This window comes from Filimonas lacunae (assembly GCF_002355595.1).
GTDB classification, from domain to species: Bacteria; Bacteroidota; Bacteroidia; order Chitinophagales; family Chitinophagaceae; genus Filimonas; species Filimonas lacunae.
The window spans coordinates 6080884-6106003 of the sequence record NZ_AP017422.1 but is presented as its reverse complement, the minus strand read 5'-3'; the positions used below and the strand labels follow the sequence as shown (position 1 = coordinate 6106003).

General features: G+C 44.4%; 13 protein-coding genes. 12 read left to right on the top strand and 1 reads right to left on the bottom strand.

The window, feature by feature from the left end; genetic code table 11:
* Positions 1–11: 11 nt before the first annotated feature.
* The 6 genes from FLA_RS23915 to FLA_RS23890 all read left to right on the top strand — a co-directional run bounded on the left by FLA_RS23915 (position 12) and on the right by FLA_RS23890 (position 13453).
* On the top strand, positions 12–1451 hold the full coding sequence (locus FLA_RS23915) for a RagB/SusD family nutrient uptake outer membrane protein (protein WP_076375080.1): 1440 nt from the start codon (positions 12–14) through the stop codon (positions 1449–1451).
* A gap of 94 nt (positions 1452–1545) precedes the next feature.
* A complete protein-coding gene (locus tag FLA_RS23910) occupies positions 1546–4863 on the top strand; it encodes an alpha/beta fold hydrolase (RefSeq protein ID WP_084205985.1) in 3318 nt (1105 codons plus the stop codon).
* A gap of 379 nt (positions 4864–5242) precedes the next feature.
* On the top strand, positions 5243–8359 hold the full coding sequence (locus FLA_RS23905; RefSeq protein WP_076375078.1) for a SusC/RagA family TonB-linked outer membrane protein: 3117 nt from the start codon (positions 5243–5245) through the stop codon (positions 8357–8359).
* 19 nt (positions 8360–8378) lie between these two features.
* Positions 8379–10076 carry a RagB/SusD family nutrient uptake outer membrane protein gene (locus FLA_RS23900; RefSeq protein ID WP_076375076.1) on the top strand — a complete coding sequence of 566 codons (1698 nt, stop codon included), beginning with the start codon at positions 8379–8381 and terminating at the stop codon, positions 10074–10076.
* A 14-nt stretch (positions 10077–10090) separates the two neighbouring features.
* Complete coding sequence (locus FLA_RS23895) at positions 10091–11626, top strand: glycoside hydrolase (protein ID WP_231940322.1); 1536 nt, start codon at positions 10091–10093, stop codon at positions 11624–11626.
* Between the two features lie 9 nt (positions 11627–11635).
* On the top strand, positions 11636–13453 hold the full coding sequence (locus FLA_RS23890) for a glycoside hydrolase family 35 protein (protein WP_076375074.1): 1818 nt from the start codon (positions 11636–11638) through the stop codon (positions 13451–13453).
* A 73-nt stretch (positions 13454–13526) separates the two neighbouring features.
* Here the strand turns inward: FLA_RS23890 and FLA_RS23885 are convergent, their stop codons facing one another.
* Positions 13527–14231 (bottom strand): hypothetical protein, encoded by a 705-nt coding sequence (locus FLA_RS23885; RefSeq protein ID WP_144263943.1) that lies wholly within the window; start codon positions 14229–14231, stop codon positions 13527–13529.
* 156 nt (positions 14232–14387) lie between these two features.
* Between FLA_RS23885 and FLA_RS23880 the strand changes: the two genes are divergently transcribed.
* The 6 genes from FLA_RS23880 (at position 14388) to FLA_RS23855 (ending at position 25078) form a co-directional block, all read left to right on the top strand.
* Positions 14388–14966: an RNA polymerase sigma-70 factor gene (locus FLA_RS23880; RefSeq protein ID WP_076375070.1), complete on the top strand. Its 579-nt coding sequence runs from the start codon at positions 14388–14390 to the stop codon at positions 14964–14966.
* An 88-nt stretch (positions 14967–15054) separates the two neighbouring features.
* Entirely contained in the window at positions 15055–16158 is a 1104-nt protein-coding gene (locus FLA_RS23875; RefSeq protein WP_076375068.1) for a FecR family protein, read from the top strand.
* Between the two features lie 271 nt (positions 16159–16429).
* A complete protein-coding gene (locus tag FLA_RS23870) occupies positions 16430–19762 on the top strand; it encodes a TonB-dependent receptor (protein ID WP_170022684.1) in 3333 nt (1110 codons plus the stop codon).
* Positions 19763–19785: 23 nt separating this feature from the next.
* Positions 19786–21315, top strand: a complete 1530-nt coding sequence (locus FLA_RS23865; protein WP_076375064.1) for a RagB/SusD family nutrient uptake outer membrane protein — start codon at positions 19786–19788, stop codon at positions 21313–21315.
* Positions 21316–21382: 67 nt separating this feature from the next.
* Positions 21383–23542 carry a glycoside hydrolase family 3 C-terminal domain-containing protein gene (locus tag FLA_RS23860; protein ID WP_084205984.1) on the top strand — a complete coding sequence of 720 codons (2160 nt, stop codon included), beginning with the start codon at positions 21383–21385 and terminating at the stop codon, positions 23540–23542.
* A gap of 1044 nt (positions 23543–24586) precedes the next feature.
* On the top strand, positions 24587–25078 hold the full coding sequence (locus FLA_RS23855; RefSeq protein ID WP_144263942.1) for a hypothetical protein: 492 nt from the start codon (positions 24587–24589) through the stop codon (positions 25076–25078).
* The last annotated feature ends 42 nt before the right edge of the window (positions 25079–25120 follow it).

Below are 25120 nucleotides of genomic sequence, written 5' to 3'. Positions count from 1 at the left end.
TCCTGCATTTTATGAGAATAACTAATTATTTAAAAATGGCAGGTTTACAATTGGTGTTATTAACCAGTTGTGCCAAGTATACCGATATTAAAACGCAGGGGCAAATGGTTTCCGGAAAACTGGATAACTATACCGTGCTGATGAATGGGTATGGTAATTTTGATGCCGGTCCTGCTGCTATTTGTGATCTGGCTTCTGATGATGTACAGTTAGTGGATGGAAGTACGCAGCAAAAAGAACTTGCTGGCAATACCAACACATATGGATATTATGTGCGCAGTTATACGTGGCAACCTGCTGTGTATGAGGCTGCTACCAACTATGCCGATTATACCTGGTTGAACCTTTATAATACCATATTTGTAGCCAATACTATTATTCAGGAAGTACCATCTGTAACAGATGGTACAGCAGCTCAAAAGGCTGCCCTGATAGCACAGGCACTGGTGCATAGGGCAGATGCTTACCTGTCGCTGGTGAATGTATATGCTAAGCCCTATATCCAAAGTACTGCTGGTAGTGATTTAGGTGTCCCTTTAGTGTTAAGTCCTACCACCGCACAGGTACTGAATCGTGCTTCTGTACAAACAGTATATAGCCAGATTATTACCGATCTGAAAGAGGCGATTCCCTATTTGCCGCAGACGCAAAGCATGACGTTTATTCCAGCCAAAGCTTCTGGCTTTGGAGTACTGGCAAGATGTTATTTCTACATGAATATGTATGATAGTGCGGCACGTTATGCAGATAGTGCGCTGGCTTATAAATCAACATTGAAAGATCTTAGCACACTTACAAGCCCGGCAGGCTCTAACCCTGTATTCTATAACAGTCCGGAATTGCTTTTATCCAAATCTGAAAAAGGATACAGTATTGCCACTTCCGGCTCAGGGGTGTTACGTTTAAGTGATACGCTGGTATCTGTTCTGGGACCTAATGACCAACGGTTGAATTTGTTTACCACTTCTGCCAGCGTTATTTCCACTACTTCTAATTATACAGATGCCGGTGGTTATTATTTATACATGGAAAGCCCGAATGTAAGTGCGGCACAATATGGTGGAGCACGTAATACGGGTGTTAGTGTTCCTGAAATGATGCTGATTAAAGCAGAGTATTATGCGCGTAATAACGATGCCACTAATGCTATGTTATGGGTGAATAAGCTGCGTGTGAAGCGTATAAAAGCAGGGAGCTATGCTGATTTAACAGCTGCTAATGCAGATGATGCGCTGGTGAAAGTGATACAGGAGCGTCAACGTGAATTTTTCTGCCGTATGCTGCGTTGGTGGGATATGCGCAGGCTGAAAAGTGATAGCCGTTTCCAGCGCACATTAACACGTTCATTCAATGGTACGCAGTATACATTGGCACCAAACAGCGACAGATATGTGTTTCGCATAGCGGAGTATTATCGCTCATTAAATCCTGAAATCGAGCAGAATCCATAAACCTATTTTCTTCAACCCTCAACTTCCCCCGTTTTATACATACTATCCTGCCGGCCTTCACGGCTGGCGGGATTTTTTTTATAAACAGCATCGAATGAAAAGAATAATCAGAGCAGTGATGTGTTTGTGGTTTGGAAGCAGCTTTGCCCAAACTGGTGGCAGTTTTGATGTGCAGCCGCAACGACCAACAGGTGGCAGTACTATTACAGTAACCTATCATCCGGATAGTGTGCTACGCAAATCGGCAGCAGTAAAAGGGATTATGTATATCTACGATACCTTGTATCGCTGGCATACATATGACCTGCCTATGAAAAAACAAAACGATACTGCCTGGAAGGGCGAGTATGCCTTACCAGGTGATGCGGGTTTTATTGCCTGGCGTTTTACAGATGGTGACTATTACGATAACAACAATGACATGGGTTATTTCTGCATGATCAACAGTGTGCATGGTGGTAATGCGGGTGGGGCAGAAGCGGGTTATGGCTTGCTGCGTTCTCCTTCTTATGGGTTTGGAGTGCCGGGTTATTTTAAAAATTACAGTATCAGCGACACCGCCACTTATATGTGGTTAAGCAACGAAATATTACGTCATTCTGCTGTTGCCCGTTTTCCGTTGGTAATGCCTTACCTGGTAGCGAATATGCGCTTTAAGGGGGCTGAGAAAGGAATTAATACAGCAGGACTGGCAGCTGCCTATCTGGCTAAAAATATTAATGGAGAGGAAAGCAGGTTGGTGAAGCTGCTGTTGATACACCAGATCTATTTAAAAGACAGTGTAGTCATTGACTCTATTAAACAGGCTTTACAACAACAGTTCCCTAACGGGGCGCTGGCTCGTTTAAAAGCGTACCAGGCTATTTATGCCGATCGTAATCCGGATAAGCAATTGGAACTGGCGGTAGCTTTTGTAAGGGCTTATCCTTTTAACGAAGCACAGGAAGAGGTGAACCAATTACTGGGTATAGATTATGATAAAGCATACCGGTCTCTTTTTGCCATCGCTATAGCCCGGCAAAAAACAGAGCTGGTAATGGAATTCCTGCCCGGTGCTCCATTGATTCGTTTAGCGGAGGTGTATTATAAATCGGTGGAAATACCCTATGCAGACTGGAAAAGTGTTTCTGCAGAAAATATTGCTCCAATGGCGGCAGCTATTATGGGCAGATTGCAATATTTGAAAACACATCAGCCGGCAGCGTTCTGGTATTATTCGCCCAGTGAATGGTTGGCTTATATAGACAAGATGTTTAAAAGCGACTATGTCACGCAAGCTGAGATTGAATTGGAAAACGGTCATGTGAAAGAAGCCCTGCAATTGGTGGAAACCGCACAAAGGGAATACCAGTATAGCCGTACTATATTAAACGAAACCCAGGTGCGCGTACTGGAAAAAACAGGTAACACCAAACAAATGCGGGAAGTGTTGGAAAAAAGCATTCGTTTAAACCAGACCTCCGGTTATATGATTAACCTGTTAAAAAAACAATACCTGGCTACACATGCCAAAGCAACATCTGCTATGGTGGATAGCTACCTGGAATCGTTGAAAGACGAACATACCATGGAGCTGATGCGGGAAGAGATTAAAAAGGATTTGCGGAAAGAAAAAGCAGCCGACTTTACCTTACAGGAAAGGAATGCAGGCATGGCAGGTTTGTCTTCCTGTAAAGGCAAAATAGTTGTGCTGGATTTTTGGGCTACCTGGTGTGCACCTTGTAAAGCAGGCATGGCAGGTATGAAAATGGTAGCGGATAAATATAGTAAAGACACGAACGTGGTGTTCTTCTTTGTTGATACACAGGAGCGTGATCCGGAGTACAAACAAAAAGTGAACACGTTTTTACAACAGATGCATTACGATAACTTCCGCATCCTGTTTGATAACGGCGAAGAAACGTATGCTAAGTATGCTAAGCAGATACATACCTCTGGTATTCCTTTTAAAATAGTGATTAACCAACAGGGGATACTCAATTTTGCCAATGTGGGTTATAAAGGAAGTCCTACCGGTTTGGCGGATGAAATAAGCACCATGATAGAAATGGCCAGGAAAGAAGGAGAAGTGCCGCCGGCAGCTGATACCACCCGCTGGCAGGGACAAACCGGCACCCGTCGTATCCTGTTAAAAACTACCGGTACCGAAACCGGCGCTAAAGCATGGATAGATGCCCCGGAACAATTTGTGAACGGGCAGGCGGTTACCAGCTTTACCGTTGCGGGAGATAGTATTATTGCCGAAGGGCCTTCCTACGTGGGTACCATACGCGGCAAACTATCGCCGGATAAAAAAACGATCACCTGTGCCTTATATATAAAAGATGCTGTAAAACCTGTTGTAATGCAACAGGTTTTACATTTACAGCCAGTGCATTTGCCACAGCAACCCACGGCGCCTTTTACCTACACCAGCGAAAATGTAAGCTATTATAATGCAGACAGCAGCATTCGTTTTGGAGCTACATTGACGATGCCCGATAGCGGGGCGCAATTTCCGGCGGTGGTGATATTGTCCGGTACCGGGCAGCAGGATAGAAATGGTACTATGGCCGGGCATCAAACCTTTGCAGTAATAGCAGATTATTTATCCAGGCATGGCATTGCTGTGCTGCGGGTAGATGACAGGGGTGTAAATGAAACTACGGGTAATTATACCTCTACCACTACAGCGCAGTTTGCAGAAGATGCCCTGGCAGGGATTGCTTTTTTAGGGGGCAATGCCAAAATCAACAGTCATAAAATAGGTTTAGTAGGCCATAGCGAAGGTGGTGCAGCTGCCTGCATAGCAGCTTCCCGTTCTGCTAAAGTAGCTTTTGTAATCAGCTTGTCGGGCATTGGTATATTAGGGTTGGATGCCTTATTGTTACAGAATAAAGCGATTGTAGAGAAAGCGCCTATTACGGCAGAAAATAAACTGCGTTTTAATAAAGCTAATCAAACCTTCCTGCCTGTTGCTTATAAGTATGCTAACGACAGCAGTTTGGAAAAACAATTGCGTGCAGCTTATGCCCAATGGAAAATAGAAGACAGTGTGTATGTATCCGGCATAGCGGATAAGAAATTAACCGATCATTTCTTTTATCCTTTTGAAAGCTATGTAATGCAGGCTACCGGCCCCTGGTACAGAGGGTTTATTTCTTATAACCCGGCCAAGGTGTTTGGTGCTATTAAAGTGCCGGTGCTGGCAATGAATGGCGATAAAGACATTATTTCCCTGGCCAATGAAAATATACAGGGTTTTCAAAAATATATAAAGCGCAGGTGGTTACAAACCTGGATAGTACCGGGTGTTAATCATCTGTACCAGCATTGCATTACCTGCACCACGCAGGAGTATGCCGAGCTGAGCGAAACGTTTGCACCGGAAGTACTGGAAAAAATGGGCCGGTTTATACTGGCGGTAAAATAAATAGCTGAGGAGCTGTTTGTTTAAGGATTGTCATTTCTAAAGGCTTCAGGAGTATCCCCCATACTGCCTGAGGCCTTTGATAAAATGGGCCTGGTCAAAATATGGGTTCTCCTGGCATATCTCTGCCAGCGAAGTATACCGACTCCATGTATTCAGTGCGGCGTTGATGCGCACTATTGAAGCGAACTTTTCAGGGGCAGTGCCCACCTGTTTGCTAAACTACTTCTCCAGCGGACTGTCGCTTCCAAAGGGGGGAAATAGCTCATTTTCACCTGTTTTTGTCAATTTCCCCACCCTTTTTCCCGATTTACCCCCTCTTCGTAACGCGCTGAGCAGCCTTACTTTGTTACAGATAACGATTCATTAAATCCTTGTTATTATGAAAAAACTGCTTACCTGTGGCCGGCCTTTGCTGCCGGTTGCTCATTATGTAACCTGGGTATGTTCACTGCTGCTGCTAACGGCGTTCACCTTGCCGCTGTGGGCGCAGCAACAAAAAATTACCGGAACGGTAATAGCCGATAAATTACCTGTGGCCGATGCTTCTGTAACCGTAAAAGGTGCTGCCACCGGTGTAAAAACGGGTACAGATGGCAAGTTTACTATTACAGCCGATGTGAATGCCACCCTGGTATTTTCACACGTAAATTTTGGAATCAAAGAACTGCCTTTGAATGGGCAAACAAATGTTTCGGTAGAGCTTACTGCCCTGGCGGGTAGCGTAGGTGAGGTGATTGTTGTGGGATATAGCTCGCAAAAGAAAGCTACTGTTACCGGTTCCATTTCGGTGGTAAAAGGATCAGACCTGGTAAAGAGTCCCGCTGCCAACGTGTCCAATTCTTTTGCCGGACGTTTTTCGGGTATGACCATCAGTAACCGTACCGGCGAGCCGGGATATGATGGTTCCAGTATTTTAATACGTGGTCTGGCCACTACTGGTAATAATGACGTGTTAGTAGTAGTGGATGGAGTGCCGGGCCAAATAGGGGGCCTGGAAAGGTTAAATCCCAATGATATTGAAAGTGTGTCGGTGTTAAAAGATGCATCGGCCGCTATTTATGGTAGCCGTGCGGCTAACGGGGTAATACTGGTTACTACCAAACGGGGTAAATCCGGCAAGCCTGCTATCGCTTTTAGTTTTAACCAGGGCTTTTCATCGCCCACCCGTTTGCCTAAAATGGCTGATGCAGCCACCTATGCGGCTATCCGCAACGAGATAGCGTACTACGATAATAAGGCGGGTGGAATGAACCAGATATATACACCCGATGAAATTGCCAAGTTTGCCAACGGGTCTGATCCTTTAAACTACCCCAATACCGATTGGGCCAAGGTTACGCTCAAAGGAGCGGCCTTACAAAACCAGGCGAATATTTCTGTATCAGGCGGATCGGAGGATGTGAGGTATTTTTTATCAGCCGGAACCTTGTATCAGGATGGTTTGTATAAAAACGGTGTTACACAATACAAGCAATACAGTTTTCGCTCAAATATAGACGCCAGCATTACTTCCGATTTTAAAGTAGGCCTGTATTTATCGGGCCGGCAGGAAGATCGTAAATATCCGCTTACCGGTGCTGGCGATATATTCCGCAGCATCTATCGTGCGTATGCTACTATTCCGGCTTATTACCCTAACGGTTTGCCTTCGCGTGGTATTGAGGGCAATAACCCGGTGATGATGGTTACGGATATAGGGGGCACCAGCAGCAATCCGCAGTCAGTATTCAATGGTATTTTAAAAGGTAGTTACAATATCAGCGCGGTAAAAGGTTTGTCAGTAGATGGCTTTATGGCCATGGATAAATCATGGAATTTTACCAAGGCGTTTGCCAAACCTTACCTGTTGTATAACTACGATAAAACAACCAACACATATCCCTCTACTATAGTAGGTGGCTCTAATAACCTGGCTAACTTAAACGAAACCCAGGTAAACCAAAGCCAGCTTACCTATAATATAAAGCTGAATTATGTAAGAAGTTTTGGTAGCCATGCCATCAGCGCTTTTGCAGGTTACGAACAGAGTGAATTGAACAGGGAAACCTTTGGCGCTACCCGCCAGAATTTTCCCAGCACCGAAACACCTGAGCTGTCGCAGGGCGGTACCGCTGCTACCGATTTAAACAACAGTGGTAGCAGTTATCATTTTACCCGTAGAAGCTACATTGGTAAAGTAGGGTATAACTATAGCGAAAAATACCTGGCCGATGTGCAGATGCGTATTGATGGTTCTTCCACTTTTCCCAGTGGCAGCCAATATGGTTATTTCCCTTCTGTATCAGCCGGCTGGCGCGTTTCTAAAGAATCCTTTTTTCATGTGCCTTTTGTCAACGATTTAAAGCTGCGTGGTTCGTTTGGTGTGTTGGGTAACGATAACGTGGGTTTGTTTCAATACCTGGATAACTACACGTTTAACAGTCAGGTGGTGCAGGGGGGCGCTATTGTACCCAGTATTAATCTTACTAAACTGGCCAACACCAAAATCCATTGGGAAGAAGCGAAGAAACTGGACATAGGTGTAGAAGCAGTGTTGTTTAACAGCATTAACCTAGAGCTGGTGTATTTTAAACAAATGCGCTCCAATATCCTGGCTACCCGCAATGCTTCCATTCCTGGTGTAACCGGTATTGTAAACCCTTATATACCTGATAACACCGTATTCCCATTGGTGCCCGATGAAAACATAGGTAAAATAAATAGTAGTGGTATTGAAGCAACATTGGGATACAATAAAAAGAAAGGCGATTGGTCGTATGGTATTACCGGAAACTTCACCTATGCCAAAAGCAAAATTATTTTTATAGATGAAGCGGCAGGTGTGCTGGACTATCAAAAGAAAACCGGACGCCCGCTCAATACCTACCTGCTATATAATGCTATAGGCATTTTTCAGTCAGCAGATGATATCGCCAAGTATCCACATTTAAGTGTGGCGCAGCCGGGCGATTTAATTTATCAGGATATAAATAACGACGGTGTGATTAATGCGGATGACCAGGTAAGAACCAAATATGGGAATGTTCCTGAAATTACCTATGGCCTGGTAATGAATGGTGGCTATAAAAACATAGATATCAGTATAGTGCTTTCCGGCCAGGCACGTGTAAGCCAATACGTGTTGCCCGAAGCGGGTACGGTCGGTAATTTTTATAACAGCTGGGCTGCTAACCGGTGGAGCCCAACCAATCCTGGTGGATATTATCCCCGGGTAGATACGCGTGCTTCTTCTTCTGTAAACGGCGGTTTATACGAGAATAACTTTTGGTTAAACAACGCTTCTTTCCTGCGTTTAAAAAACATAGAGCTGGGCTATAATTTCACCGGCCGCCTGTTGCAGAAAACACGTTTGCAGGCTGCAAGAGTGTATGTAAATGCTTTTAACGTATTTACCATTACCAAAGTGAAAGACTATGATCCGGAGGGAAACAATGCCAGTGGTCAGTTTTATCCGCAACAGCGTATTATTAACCTGGGTGTAAACGTTCGTTTCTGATTTTTAAAAGTGAGAACATATGAAAAATAAAATATTCAATATTCTGCTTTGTACAGGAGTTTTATTCGCTGTATCGTGCAAGAAAAATTTTCTGGATATAAAACCTACCGACCGGTTATCGGAAGATGTATTGCTGGGCGATTCCTCTCTGTTTGAAGATTTTGTGCTGAACCGTTATTTAGGGGTGACCCTGCAAAACAAGGAAGGCGACGGATCAGCCCCCGGTTTCGGAAGGGGCTTTGAATATGCTTTGTGGAGTTCGCTTACCGATGAAAGCATGTACACCAATGATGATAATACCTGGCTAATACAACGGGGTTTAATGGCTCCTGAAAACACGGGTATTGCCGGCACCATATGGAGTCGTAGCTATCGTAGCATACGCGAGTGTAATTATGCTTTAAATAACCTGGATAAAGTAGTGATGTCCGATGCACATAAAAGCCGTTTGCGTAGCGAGCTGCAGTTTATTCGTGCATTCCGCTATCACGATCTCATTCGCAACTATGGCGGTGTTATACTGATGGGTAATAAAGTATATAATCTTACCGATAATCTGCAAGATCCGGCTTTGTTTGCCAAAAGCACGTTACAGCAGAGTATGGATTATGCGTTGGAGCAGCTGGATTCTGCAGCGTTGTATTTGCCGGTAGATAACAATGATGGCTGGAAAACCGGTCGCGCTACCAAGGGCGCTGCATTGGCTGTAAAATCAAGGCTGGCTTTATATGCGGCTAGTCCGTTGTATAACGTAGGTACCTGGCAGGCGGCTATTGACGCAGCGCAAGCGGTAATAGCACTGAACAAATACAGCATTTATAGTGGCGGTTACAGTAACCTGTTTTTAGATGTTACTGCCGAAAATAAGGAAAGTATTTTTGCACGCCTGTATACCAAAAACGCCAACCACACCTGCCTCGAAATAGCCAATGGTCCTAACGGTTATGGTGGATGGGGCGGCAATACGCCTTTACAAAACCTGGTAGATGATTATGAAATGAGCAATGGTAAGCCTATTACAGATGGCACTTCGGGCTATGATATCAATAATCCGTATACAGGTCGTGACAAACGTTTTTATGCCTCCATCCTGTATAACGGGGCCAGCTATCGCGGCAGTACTATAGAAACATTTACGCCAGGTGGTAAAGACAGTCAGGAAGGCTCAGATAACTGGAATACTTCTAAAACAGGGTATTACCTGCGCAAGTTTACCAATGAAACTTATCCTTTGGTCAATCCCTGGGGTAATGCCGGTTTTCAACCCTGGTATTATTTCCGCTATGCCGAAATATTGCTAAATTATGCAGAAGCTGCGAATGAGGCATTTGGCGCAGACGTGGTGCCAACAGGTGGAACGCTTACTGCACGTGCGGCATTAAACCTGGTAAGAACCCGTGCAGGGGTAGATATGCCGGCGTTGGAAGCAGGCTTAAGTAAAGATGCCATGCGTACTGCTGTTCGTTACGAGCGTAGGGTGGAACTGGCTTTTGAAGAGCATCGCTTTTATGATGTAAGAAGATGGAAGATTGCCGAAACCACCGAGAATGTACCTGCGTATGGTATTACGGTTGTTAAAACCGGTACTACTTATACCTACACTCGTAAAACAGCTTTGGATGGCCGTAAGTTTGAAACAAAGCATTACTGGTTGCCTATTCCGCGTGCCGAAATACAGGCTTCCAATAATAAGATCTTGCAGAGTACAGGATATTAATAGCAATACAGGATATGAGCAATATGCAAAAAAAGATGGGCTGGTTGGGTATAGCGGCAGTGTTTACGGGTAATGCCGTACAAAGCTATGCCCAGCAACAGCAGCCGGTTACCGTACATTTTAATGCAGGCACCACCTACCAAACGGTGCGCAACTTTGCGGCTTCCGATGCCTGGTGTGGTCAGTTTGTAGGCAATTGGCCCGCTGCTAAAAAGAACCAGGTGGCCGACTGGCTGTTTAGTAGGGATACCTTGCCCAATGGCGCGCCTAAAGGAATAGGACTTTCTTTATGGCGTGTAAACCTGGGGGCCGGCAGTACGCAGCAGGGCGATAGCTCTGGCATCAGGGACGAATGGCGTAGGGCGGCCAGCTTCCGGGCAAAAGGGAGTAAAGAAGTGCAGGCCCAGTTATGGTGGATGCAGGCGGCTAAAGCCAGAGGTGTTACACAGTTTCTTGGGTTTTACAATAGCCCGCCGGTGCACATTACGCGCAATGGAAAAGCCTTTGCCACAGGTGGTAAAACCAACCTGGACAGCACGGCGTATAATGCCTTTGCATTGGAAGCGGTAAAAGATATTCAGGAAGTGAAAAAACAAACCGGTATCCGCCTGAACTATCTCAGTCCTGTAAATGAGCCGCAATGGGATTGGAGCGATGGCGGACAGGAAGGATGCCCCTATTTCAATAACGATATATATGGAGTGGTAAAAGCCATGCACCAGGCTTTTGTAAGCAATCGCATTGCTACTAAGTTGTTGGTAACCGAAGCAGGGCAGTATAACTATCTGCTGCCACAATCGAACAAGCCAGGAAAAGACAACCAGGTACAAGCCTTTTTTCAACCCGGCGAAAGTTGTTATATCGGCAACCTGTCATCCGTAAGCAACACTATTGCGGCACACAGTTATTTTACTACTTCGCCGGCAACAGATGCTATTGCTATGCGCAAGCGTATAGGTAACCAGGTGGCAGGGGTGAAGGGGCTGGAGTTCTGGCAATCGGAATATTGTATACTGGGCGATAATGCCGGTGAAATCAATGGCAGTAAAAAAGATACGGGTATTACGGCTGCTTTATACCTGGCAGGTGTAGTACATAACGATCTGGTGTATGCCAACGCTGCTGCCTGGCAGTGGTGGCTGGCTATATCAGCGTATAATTATAAAGACGGATTGATCTATGTAGACAAAAACAAAGCCGATGGTAATTATAGCGATAGCAAAATGCTGTGGGCGTTGGGTAACTACAGTCGCTTTGTAAGGCCAGGCATGCAGCGGATAGCAGTGGATGCCCCAGGTACATTACGGGTTTCCGGCTTTGTGGATGGGGTAGCCCGTGAGTTGGTGTTTGTAGTGGTGAACGCCGAAAGCCAATCGCAGTTACTGAATTTTGTAAATGATGTTGCAGGTGTGAATGATGCAACGGCGCAGGCCATAGTATACACCACCAGCCATGCAGGCGGGTTACAAAAAAGTTATTCCTCCATCAACAACACTGTTATACCAGCGCAAAGCATTGTAACAGTTGTGGTGCATTACAATAAGAAATAATAATAACACATGAAAAAATGGATAGCGGCACTACTGGCTGTACAGTTGTGTGCAGGCGTGCAGGCGCAAAAGCCCCTGCATACCTTTGCACTGGGCGAAAGTGCGTTTTTACTCGATGGCAAGCCTTTTCAAATGATCTCTGCCGAAATACATTATCCGCGTGTGCCGCGTGAGGCATGGCGGCAGCGTATGCGAATGGCAAAAGCAATGGGCATCAACACCATAGGCACATACGTGTTCTGGAATGTGCATGAACCACAAAAAGGCACTTACGATTTTGCAGGTAATAATGATATTGCTGCCTTTGTGAAAATTGCTGCCGAAGAAGGTTTGTGGATAGTGCTAAGGCCGAGTCCGTATGTATGTGCTGAGTGGGAGTTTGGTGGTTATCCTTACTGGCTGCAAAAAGAAAAAGGGTTGGTCGTGCGCAGTCGTGAAGCAGGTTATATTAAAGCATACGAAAATTATATTCGACAGGTAGGCAAGCAGCTGGCGCCCTTGCAGGTAAATAAAGGCGGTAATATTATCATGGTGCAGGTAGAGAATGAGTATGGTAGCTATGCCAGTGATAAAGACTACCTGGAGCAAAACCGCCAGCTATTTATACGGGCCGGTTTTGATGGTATCCTGTACACCTGCGATCCTGCCAGGGATGTGGCCAAAGGATATTTACCTGGCTTGCTGCCTGCTGTAAATGGTATAGATGATCCCGCTAAAATACAGGCCATGGTAAAACAATACCACAATGGTAAAGGTCCATTTTATGTAGCAGAATGGTATCCCGCCTGGTTCGACTGGTGGGGCGAAAAGCATCATACCGTACCGGCTGAGCATTACACCGGCAGACTGGATACACTGCTGGCGGCAGGTATTTCTATTAACATGTACATGTTTCATGGTGGCACCACCCGTGGTTTTATGAATGGTGCTAACTACTATGATAGCTCAGGTTTTCAGCCGCAGGTAAGCAGCTACGACTATGATGCGCCGCTGGATGAAGCAGGTAATGCTACCGATAAGTTTATGCAGTTCAGACAGGTGATACAAAAACATTTACCTGCCGGGGCAGTGCTTCCACTGGTGCCGGTTGCCAAACCTGTTATAGCTATCCATAACATACAATTTCAGCAACAGGCCGATGTTTTTTCCGTGCTACCTAAACCTGTAACCGCTGCGCAGCCTCTGACCTTTGAGCAGCTGAACCAGGATTATGGTTATGTACTATACCGCACCCGCCTGCCCAAAGGCGAAGCTGGTGTGCTGAAAATAAAAGAGCTGCGCGATTACGGGATTGTATTTGTAAATGGCAAAAGACAGGGTGTGGTAGATCGTATGCTCCATACAGATAGCCTTGCTATTGAAGCCGGCAGCAGCGAGCAGGTAATAGATATACTGGTTGAAAACCTGGGCCGCATCAACTTTGGCAAGTACCTGCTGCAAAACACTAAAGGCATTACGCAACAGGTAACACTGAATGGTAAAGTGTTAACTGGTTGGCAAATGTATTCCTTGCCTATGAATAGCGTAAAAGGTATTGTATACAACAACAAACCGGGTAAGAATGCACCTGTGCTGAAGAAAGGCAGTTTTACGTTAACGAAAACCGGCGATACTTATCTTAATCTTAGTAACTGGGGCAAAGGATGTATATGGGTAAACGGCCACAACCTGGGCCGCTACTGGAATAAAGGCCCGCAGCAAACAGTGTACCTGCCGGTAGAATGGTTGAAGAAAGGTGCCAATGAAGTAGTCATATTTGAAATGATCACACCTGAACAAAATTCGCTGGAAGGATTAGAGAAACCTATCCTCGACCAGTTAAAATAGGTACAGTATAGCAATCGCAATATAGCGCGAATGAGAAGCCTCCTTTCCAGGAGGCTTTTGTATTTATAAATTTTTACCGTGGCTGCATGACTTCAAATGAGAAAAATTCTTCCCGTTTGGTAGCTACTTTGATAGAATTGTAGGTGCCTGGGTTCCAACGAGGGCTATCTTGTAATACCCTGATTATAGCGGCATCTATACCGTAACCATATTTTCGATCCAATAGAATATTTGTGATTCTTCCTGTTGAATCAACAGTAAAATGAGTAGTTATATTATAGGTGGCTGCGGGGGCATTAGGAAAAGTAATGGTTGCCTTTGCAATAGCGTTCATGAGATATTTCTTCCATTCATCTTTGCCGCCAATGAAAGAAGCGGGTAAAGTGTCTTCATCTGGTGGAAACATTTCAAAATTGATAGTGGCGACATGGCGATAAGGAATAGCGCGGCCGTTTTGGTACGCAGGAATCCAGTAGGGGCTTTTTTGCATAATATACAGGAGACTGATTTTATGCTGCATCAGGTTGCCTTCTTCAGTAATGTGAGAAATATTGCCTGTAACATCTACGTCAAAGCGAAAGGTAGACCGGTAGGTACCGGGAGGTAAATTTTGTACAGTGGTATCGTTATCAAGGAACTTGTTGACAAATTTCATCCAGGCAATAGGCCCGCCCGGGAATTTAGGCGTTGTTACAGCAGGTGTTTGCTGGGCGTAACTTGTGATAGAAAACAACAACGAAACCAATAGTATATAGCAAAAGGATATTCGATTTTTCATGTAGCTAAAGATATCATTTTCATAGTAGTAAGCCATATTTTCCTGTCCCATAATAAGACTATATGTTCCCCTGTTAGCAGAAAAAAATGTTTGTTAGTTAAAAAATATTTCTAATTTGGTAGTGCTATATAAAGTTTGATTGCCATATCTGCTCCAATGCAAGTCCTAAATGAGAAACTAATAAAAGCTACCATTAACGTTGCTGAAAACGACGACCAGTGCGCGTTTCAGGAATTGTTTACCCATTTCTTTCCGGGGTTGCTGTCGTTTGCGCAAGCGTATATGAAAAATAAAATGTTTGCCGAGGAGGTGGTGGAAGACGTGTTTATTAAGTTATGGGAAAACCGGAAAGTGTTACCGGCTATTAAAAACCTCAACTACTATTTGTATGTAGCCACCAAGCATGCTGCCATTAACTACCTGGAAAAACAACGCCGCAAATACCACAGTTTTAGTTTGGATGAAATGGATGCAGCGGAACTGCACTTTCGCCGTACGCCCGAAGATATGATGATATCGGAGCAGGCATTACTGGAAATTGAAAGCATTATCAATACATTGCCACCCAAGTGCCGGCTTATTTTTCGCCTGGTAAAAGAAGATGGTTTACGCTATAAAGAGGTAGCGGAGCTACTGAACATTACTGCCAAAACTGTTGAAAATCAAATGGCTATAGCGGTACAAAAGCTAACTGCCCAGGCCTCCCAGCTACTGTCGCTGGGGCAGGCGCAATAATATTTTTTCCTTTCTGTAAAAAAAATGTGAAAATGGTTTGGGGGATTTTTTCAGAAAAACTGCCTTATCGGTAGCAGGTTGTTATTGTATGACACAAAACAGGTTATCCGATCTTATTGCCAAAAAGAAATCCGCAGAACTATCTCCTTCCGAGTTGATAGAGCTGAATGTTTTGCTGAAAGAGGAGGAAGCAGCAAGACGCGCTTTGGCTAAAGCGGATGCTATCTGGAACCAGCCTGTGGAAAATGCAGCGGCTTCGCCGGTGTATGTTCAGGATAGGTGGAATGCTTTACAAGCTAAAATAGCGGCTGGGGCCGCTGTAGATGCATTGCCTGTTGCCCGCAAAAGTATATTGAAAATCTTGTTGCCTTATGCAGCAGCTGCCTGTTTGGCTACCATAGTAGCGGCAGGTATTGTAATGTGGAAGCTGTCCCGCCCGCATGGAATGGCGAAGCAAAATATTATCTCTACTAAAAATGGATCACGTTCTAAAGTGCAGCTGCCTGATGGTACGGTGGTATGGCTGAACGGAGGAAGTCAGCTGGCTTACAGCGATTCTTTTGGTCAGGAGCTGCGTGAAGTGAAGCTGATAGGAGAAGCGTTTTTTGATGTGTCAAAAGATGCGGAACATCCGTTTATCATACATGCTAACGAAATAAACATAAAGGTGTTGGGTACTGCCTTTAATGTGCGCGCTTACCCCGATGATAAACGAACAGAAGCGTCGTTAATTCATGGATTGATTGAAGTGTCGTTTAACAACAGACCATCCGATAGAATGCTGCTGAAACCGAATGAGAAAATATCGGTAATGAATGGCGAGATACAGAAGTTTGATATGAGTGATAAGGCTATTGTAGAAACCACGCATAAGCCCACCCGTAATGCAGAAGAGCCGTTGATCTCTTTTTCAAAAATCGGCAATGTATCGCCATCTGATAGCACCATACCAGAAACTGCCTGGATTAAAAATAAACTGATATTCCGGAATAAAAGCTTTGAAGAGTTAGCCAAGGATATGGAACGTTGGTATAATGTAAGCTTTGAGTGTAGTGATAGTGCCTTACTGCAAAAACACTTTACCGGTTCGTTTTACCACGAGTCAATTAGTGAAGCACTGGAAATTTTGCGCCTGTCTTATCCATTCCATTATAAAATAGATAAGAATAAAAACATCGTGGTTATTCAATAATGCTTTTCAAACACGCCATATGATCATTCTATAAACAAAAACGATTGCTATGAATATCTCGCCGTAAATACACAATCCATATTTAAAAAAGAAACGGGAAATGCTACCAACATCTCCCGTTACAAAAACAGTTTACTAAAGGCCACACTCTTTTGGAAAGGAGCGTTGTGACCTCTATTGCTCAAACCGTAATCAAAACTAAATTATGAAAAAAAATCAACGGGAGTATGCTTTTTTCCGGAAAAGTATGCTGTGGAAAATAACTGTGCTTATGAAGTTGACTTTGCTACTAACTTTTGCTTTTTGTTTAAATGCTTCGGCAAACCTTCTTTCACAAACCACTGTAAGCCTGAAGGTTAAAAAAATGCCGCTGAACAAGGTATTACTGGAAATTGAACAAAAAACCAGTTATCGTTTTTTATTTAACAATGAAAGCATTCCGGCCGATAAGTTTATCGATCTGGATATAAAAGATGAACAGCTGAATAAAGTGCTGGATAAAATACTGGCTAATACATCGCTTACCTATAAAATACTGGAAGAGCATGTGGTAGTTATAATGTCCGGCGAATCAAAAAAAGATAAGATCAAGGCCCGTGTTCTCGACAGCAAGGGCCTGCCTGTGCAAGGCGTGTCAGTAGTAGAAAAGGGAACAACGAATGGTGCGGTTACTGATGCTGATGGATGGGTTACGTTGAATGTAAATGATGCCACTACTGCTGTATTGGAAGTGAAGGCATTAAACTACCAGATGACCGAGATTGCTGTATCGGGCAAACAGGAACTGTCTGTTTCTTTAAAAGATGCAGTAGCCGGCCTGGATGAAATAGTGGTAATTGGTTATGGTGCACAAAAAAGAAGCAGTGTAACCGCTGCGGTATCTTCTGTAAAATCAGATGTGATAGCTACTACTTCTGCCGGCCGTATCGATCAGGCTTTACAGGGCCGCACACCGGGTGTGTCTGTATTACCTGCATCAGGTTCTCCGGGTAGCGCTATGCGCATCACTATTCGCGGTGTAGGTACCAACGGTTCCAGCAATCCGCTGTATATCATTGATGGAGTAAGAGCGGGTGGTATCGAATACCTCGACCCTTCTGAAATAGCTTCTGTAGATGTGCTGAAAGATGCGTCTGCCGCTATCTATGGTATGGATGGCGCTAATGGCGTTATTATCATCACTACTAAAACCGGTAAGAAAAATTCATCAGAAATTACCTACAACATGCAGTATGCACGCCAATCGGTAGGTAAGAAAATGGAAATGATGAATGCCAAGCAATACCAGGAGTATCTTACTGCATCTAACACCACGAATGCACCTACGGCTGCCGCTGCTGCTGCTGTGGGTAATGGCACCACCTGGATGGACCAGGTGTTTGAAACCGCCCCCTTAATGCGCCATACACTGGCATTTAGTGGCGGTAGTGACAAAACTACTTACCTGATAGATGGAACTTACTATACGCAAAATGGTATTATAGGCGGTGATAAAGCTAAGTTTGACCGTTACACGGTAAGGGTGAACACAGAAAGCAAAGTGAAGCCCTGGCTTACCGTTGGCGAAAGATTCTCTTACGCTAATTTTAAAAGAAATGGTATTGCCGAAGATGATGAGTTTGGTTCTGTGTTAAGCAGTGCCATTGTAATGGATCCGTTAACACCGGTAGTGTTTCCGGGAGCTTTAAGCACACGTGCAGCAGATGCGTTGGCAGCAGGTTATACGCTGGTGCAAAATCCGCAGGGAAAATACTATGGTATTTCTGATTATATTTTTGGAGAGTATGGCAACCCGCTGGCAATGATACAAAATACACATAGCGGTACCGTACAGAATAAAGTAGTAGGTAACGTGTATGCGAACCTGGAACCAGTGAAAGACCTGGTGCTTACCTCCCGCTTTGGTATTGATGCTGCTTTTCAAAAGCAACATAGCTGGACGCCTACTTTCTGGTTCTCGCCCGAGAAGCTGAACACGCTGGCGGGTGGTGCCGACAAGCAGGACAACTGGTTTACCTGGCAGTGGGAAAACTTTGCTACCTATACCCGTAAGTTCGGCAGTCATAACTTCAGCTTTCTGGGTGGTACTTCTATACGCAAAAGCAGCTGGAATTATGTGGGTGGTTCTTATTCCGGTTTATTTCGCGAAACAGATGGTTTCTCTTATGGAGATAATGCTCCTGATTTGCAGGACAGAATTGGTAGCAGTGCCACTATTACCACACAGGCTTCTTTCTATGGAAGGGTGAGTTACGATTATAAAAATAAATACCTGTTGCAGGCGCTGGTAAGAAGAGATGCATCCAGCGATTTTGCTGCCGGACATAAGTGGGCTACTTTCCCCTTCTTCTCAGCAGGTTGGGTATTGAGCAATGAAAACTTTTTCGGAAGTGTGGATCATATTGTCAACTATGCCAAAGTGCGTGGTAGCTGGGGTAAAAACGGTAGCAGCTTAAACGTGGGCCCGGGTAAATGGCAAAACTCTATATCGCCTACCACACCGGGCTATCCTACCGATTTAGGTACTTACCTGATTGGGGCGGCTCCTACAAACCTGGCTAACCCCGATTTAACCTGGGAAATCAGTCAGCAAACAGATATTGGTGTTGACCTTGCTTTCCTGAATAACAAACTGAGTGTATCTGTTGACTATTACAACAAACAAACAAAGAACCTGATTACGCCGGGAGCAGGCGTTACGCCGTTGTTTGCCGGTAACACCTTAAGCCTGGTAAACAGTGGAAATGTGTTGAACCGTGGCTGGGAGTTTGATGTATCGTTCAGAGGAGGCCGTAAGGATGGTTTCCATTATGAAGTAGGTGGCAACCTCAGTACTATACACAATGAAGTATTGTCTATTAACCGCCTGGTTAACCAGATTAACGGTGCGGGTGTAGGTACTGGCTGGACGGCTTCTATCTTTAAACCTGGTTATCCTGTATGGTATTTTAATGGTTATAAAACCGATGGTATTTTCCAGAACCAGCAGCAAATTGACGCTTACCTGGCTAAAACAGGCCTTACCGGTTATGCGCCTAAACCAGGCGATCCTATTGTGTTAGATGTAAATGGTGATAAGCAACTGAGTAATGCAGATCAAAGCTATATGGGTAGCCCGCTACCTAAGTTTGTGTATGGCTTCCGTATTAATATGGCTTATAAAGGATTTGATGTGATTGCCTTTTTACAAGGCCAGCATGGCAATGATATCTTAATGGGCTTTAACCGTACAGACCGTTCTACAGCCAATAAGCCTGCGTTCTTTTATAACGACCGCTGGACGGGTGAAGGCAGCACCAATAAATGGTTTGCTCCTAACACCAACAGTGTTTATGTGTATAACAGCGATCTGATGGTGTTTAAAGGTTCTTATGCCCGTATACGTCAGCTGCAATTAGGTTATACGCTGCCTAAATCGCTGGCTGATAAAGCGGCTTTACATAATGTAAGAATATATGTTTCGCTGGATGACTTCTTTACGTTTACGAAGTATCCAGGGCTTGATCCGGAAGCAGGTAGTAATGATAACAACAGTCTGGGCATTGATCGTGGTGTATATCCTATACCCAGAAAGGCCATGGTGGGTTTAACGTTAAGCTTCTAATCAAACTATTAAACATTACACAAATGAAAAACTTATTCATACAAAAAGCAATGGTGGTAGCAAGTATAGCCGCTATCACGTTTTCTTCCGGGTGCAACAAATTTCTGGAGCAACCTGTAAATGGCATACTGCCGGAAGATGAATTTTATAAAACAGATAAAGATGCCATGCAGGCAGCCACGGCTGTATATGATATGATGCAAACGGACTACAATACGGTATGGGGTAGCATGTTTATAGGAAGGCTGATGCTGAGCGATGAAAGCAATGCAGGCGGTAATGGTCCTGGTGATCAGCCCGGTTTCCAGGATATGGATCTGTTTAAACACGACAGCCAGAATGAGAAGGTATACTGGGGCTGGCGCTTGTGTTATTACACTATTTACCGTGCCAATAAAGTGGTAGCAAAAGTTACTCCGGATAACGATTTGCGTAAAAGACTGATAGCAGAAGCGAAAGCATTACGTGCTTATAATTATTTCGAGCTGGTAACGCTGTGGGGTGATGTGCCACTGGTGCTGGCAGATATAGCGCCGGAAGACTATACAAAAACAAAGCGTTCGCCCAAGGCGGATATTTATGCGCAGATTGTAAAAGATTTGCAGGAAGCAATACCAGTACTGCCTGTAAAAAGCGGTTATGCTGCCGGCGATAAATTCCGCATGTCCAAGGGTGCTGCCCAGGCATTGTTGGGTAAGGCATACCTGTACCAGGAGAAATGGACAGATGCAGCTACTCAGTTTGACCTGGTGATCAATTCCGGTGAATACAACCTGGCTCCATCTGTGGCTGCTGTATTTGCGAGGTCGGGCGAGTTTGGTATAGAGTCTTTATTCGAGATATCTTATAGTGAAACTCAGTCTTACGATTGGGGTAATTTTCCCTGGGACAAAGCGCCGGAAGCGAATATCTATATTCAGCTGATGGGGCCACGTTCCGATAATTATACCAAAGCACCTGGAGATTCGTTGCTGGCTGGCTGGGGATTTTGCCGTCCGAAAAAGAAACTATATGATGCTTATGTGGCTGCCGGTGATGTAGTAAGAAGAAAAACTACGGTCATGAGCGAAGCGGAACTGAAAGCTGCCGGTGGTGACTGGAATGCACCTACTGCTTATGAATACGAAGGTTATTTTCAGCGTAAATATGGTTCGTTCTCCACACAAACCAATTCTAACGGTAGTGCTATTCCTGAGTTAAACTATGGTACCAACTGGCGTTTGATCCGTTATGCAGATGTGTTGCTGATGGCTGCTGAAGCGCAATATCGTGCGGGTAGTGAAGGTACCAGCCGAACTTACTTAAACAAGGTAAGAAACCGTTCAGGCCTTGGAGATGTAAGTGCTACCGGCACAGCACTATTTACTGCTATTGTTACAGAACGTGAGCTGGAACTGGCTTTTGAAGGCTTCCGTTTCTTAGACCTGGTTCGTTGGGGACTGGCTGAGCAAGAGCTGGGACCACTGGGCTTTAAGAAAGGTAAAAATGAAGTGTTGCCTATTCCTGACCAGGATGTGAAAACAGCTGGTTTAAAGCAGAATGATAACTATTAATCTTTACATACAGGTGCATTGCTGTTAGTAGTAATGCACCTGTTTTTTTATTTTCAAATACTACACCATGTATTGTATCAAACATCGCTTATGGGCTATTGTGGCATTGGTAATGGCGGGTGCAGCCGCCAGTGCGCAAACGCCGGCTGCCTTATCTGCCAAGGTAGAAGCCACATTGAAAAAGCTAACCCTGGAAGAAAAGGTAGCCATGATACATGGCAACTCTGGTTTTACCTCGCCCGGAGTAAGCCGCTTAGGTATACGCGAGCTGGTAATGAGTGATGGTCCGCATGGCGTAAGGCCCGAACAGGGCAGGTATTGGGGGCCGGTAGCGCCTATGGCCGATTCCGGCACTTATTTACCTACAGGAGTATGCCTGGCAGCTACCTGGAACACACAGCTGGGCTATAGCTTTGGCAGTGTGCTGGGCAGTGAAGCCAACTATCGTGGTAAAGACATTATATTGGGGCCAGGTGTTAACATCCTGCGCACGCCGGTGAATGGTCGCAATTTTGAATATCAAAGTGAAGATCCTTACCTGGTGTCGAAGATGGTGGTGGGCTATGTAAAAGGTGTACAGGACCAGGGCGTTTCGGCCTGTGTAAAACACTATGCAGCCAACAACATTGAAACCAGGAGGAACTTTGTAAATGTGCTGATGAGCGAACGTGCTTTGCGTGAGATATACCTGCCGGGCTTTAAAGCGGCGGTGATGGAAGGGGGCGTAAACTCGTTAATGGGCGCCTACAATAAGTTTCGCGGGCAATACTGCACACACAACGATTACCTGGTAAACCAGGTGTTGAAAAAGGAATGGGGTTTTACAGGTGTGGTGATGAGCGATTGGGGCGCGGTGCATAACACCATAGAAGCCTTGTATTATGGATGCGACCTGGAAATGGGTACCGATTTAAGCATGCTGCCTAAACCTGATTACAGTAAGTTTTATATGGGGGATACCGTTATCGCCCTGGTAAAAAGTGGTAAGGTGGCAGAAGCGGTAGTAGACGAAAAAGTACGCCGTATTTTATACCTGATGTATAAAACCAATGTGGCAGATGGCGTACGTAAAAAGGGCGAATACAATACTAAAGCACACCAGCAAACCGCACAAAAAATTGCAGAAGAAGGTATTGTATTATTAAAGAATGAAAACAAAACGCTGCCATTAACTGCTGCCGTTAAATCGATAGCGGTAATAGGCTTGAATGCCGATAGAAAGCAAAGCATGGGTGGTGGCAGCTCACAGATAAGAGCGTTTTATGAAATAACGCCGTTGCAGGGGTTAAAAGCCGTTGCCGGCAAACAGGTGAACATTACCTATAGCCAGGGCTATACTATTGAACGTGGCGCACAGGCCAATGCTGCCTTAATACAGGAAGCAGCCGATGCAGCCCGTAAGGCAGAGGTAGCTATTGTAGTGGGTGGATGGACGCATGGTTATAACTATAACGTATGGGCCGATAATGCCTATGATGCAGAAGATGTAGACAAGCCGGATATGCAAATGCCTTTTGGGCAGAACGAACTGATAAAAGCAGTGCTGGCGGCTAATCCTAAAACCATTGTAGTGCTGATGGGCGGCGGCGCAGTGGATATGAACCAATGGATCAACAACACACCCGCTATTGTTCAGGCATGGTATCCCGGCATGGAAGGGGGTACTGCATTGGCTAACATACTGGTGGGTAAAGTCAATCCATCCGGTAAACTGCCTATGACCTTTCCTAAAAAGCTGGAAGATAACCCAGCCGAAAAACTGGGTATGTATGCAAAGGATAGCTTGAACATGTATTACACTGATGATATTTATGTGGGCTATCGCTACTTCGATACCTACCAGGTAGAGCCACAGTTTGCTTTTGGTCATGGCTTGTCGTACACCACATTTGCTTATGGCAACCTTACCGTTACTAAAAATGGCAAAGGGGCTGCTGTTACGTTCACTGTAAAAAACACGGGTAAAGTAGCGGGTGCCGAAGTGGCACAGCTGTATGTAAGGCAGGAAGTAAGCGCCTTACCCCGTCCTTATAAAGAACTGAAAGGTTTTGAAAAAGTAGTGTTACAGCCGGGTGAAGAGAAAAAAATATCCATCAATCTGAAAGAAGATGCTTTCAGTTACTACGATGATAACAAGCATGCATGGGTAGAAGAGCCGGGCGTGTTTGATATTGTGGTGGGCGGATCATCCCGGAGTTTACAACTGGCCGGAAAAGTAAAAATGTAGATTAGTATAATAATTGGTACTTGTTCGGCGCTCCTGTCCAGGAGCGCCTTTTTTGTTGGTAGCTTACAGGAAGGTAGTTGCTGTATTCTATTAAGTTATTGTATGTATGGATGATGTGCGTCGCATTTTAGGGTACAGTGGAGTAATTCTAGCACAGTTTATAGTAATTGCCTGGTACATTGTAGTGATTGTAGTGTTGCCTCATTGAAATATTGGTTAATGTGAATTTATTCGCAATGAATCTAAAATCACTCTAGGGTAACGGAAGTTGTTTTTAGGGTACATTGGAGTAATTCTGTCAAACTTTATAGTAATTGCCAGACACACTACAGTAATTGTAGTGTGTCTGCATTGAAATGGTGATTGATATAAGATTATTCACGGTTAATTCAAAAACATTTTAAGGTAATCTAAAGTCAGTCCAGGCTACCCTACAATCAGTTTAGGTTAGCTTGCCACCATTTTAGGGTAGCCAAAGATCATTTCAGGCTAACCCTAAAACCAGTTATGGTTAGCCTGAAATGATTTTAAGCCAGCTTGTATTCATTTTAGGTTAGCCTGAAATGGATACAGGTTAACCTAAAATGACTTTCAGCTAACCTGAATTGCTTATTAGTTGGCGAAAAATTACTATATAACTTTTGGCAATTGCACGAACATAACCTGGAGTTATTGCGGGGTTGCCTGGCTGTATTTTGGGGTAGTTGGTAATTGTTTTAGGTTAACTGAAACTGGCTGTAGGTTAACCTTAAAATCTTTGAGGTTAGCTAACACTGATTTTGGGTTAACCAAAAATGCATGCAGGTAGCATAAACTTAGTTTTAGGTAACTAAAAATGAGTCCCGTCTAACCTGAACTAGTTGCAGGCTAACCTAAAGTGAGTTTTGGTTAGCCAAAAATGGCGCATGGGTTATTTGAATAGATTGCAGTAAGGCTAAAATCATTTACAGGCTGGCGGGAAGTTGCTGTAGGGTAACCTGCAATAGATCATCTGTTCATTTTTTTGTTTACCAAATGCTGTACTTTTATCAAAATGTACCTCCTATGTGGGATCAAATTACACAGCTTATTCAACAGGTAACGCAGCAGTCAGTGGTAAACAATCCGGCTGTACCCAATGAACACAATGAAAGTGTGATAGCAGAAGCTAAAAACACAATTACACAAACCTTATCAGATTTAACCGCCAGCGGACGTGCAGACGAAGCAGCAGAAGTAGTGCAAAATCCTAACCATCCTGTGGCGCAGCAAATGGAAAGCAATTTTGCAGGCAACATCATGCAAAAGTTTGGTATTAATGGTGCGGCAGCCAGTGGCATTGCGGCTACTTTAATTCCTACCATATTAAATGCTTTACGTGGTGGCACCGGCGGTAACGGCAGTGCATTCAATATTCAGTCGTTATTGTCATCGTTAGGTGGCAGTGGTGGTGGTAACCTTCAGTCTACCTTAAGTGGTTTTGGCGTAAAGCTGGGACTGGATAAGGATGGTGATGGCGATGTAGATTTAAACGATCTTACCAAAATGTTCAAATAGTGATAGATGTATAAGGGGCGTTCTTCTGGACGCCCTTTCTTT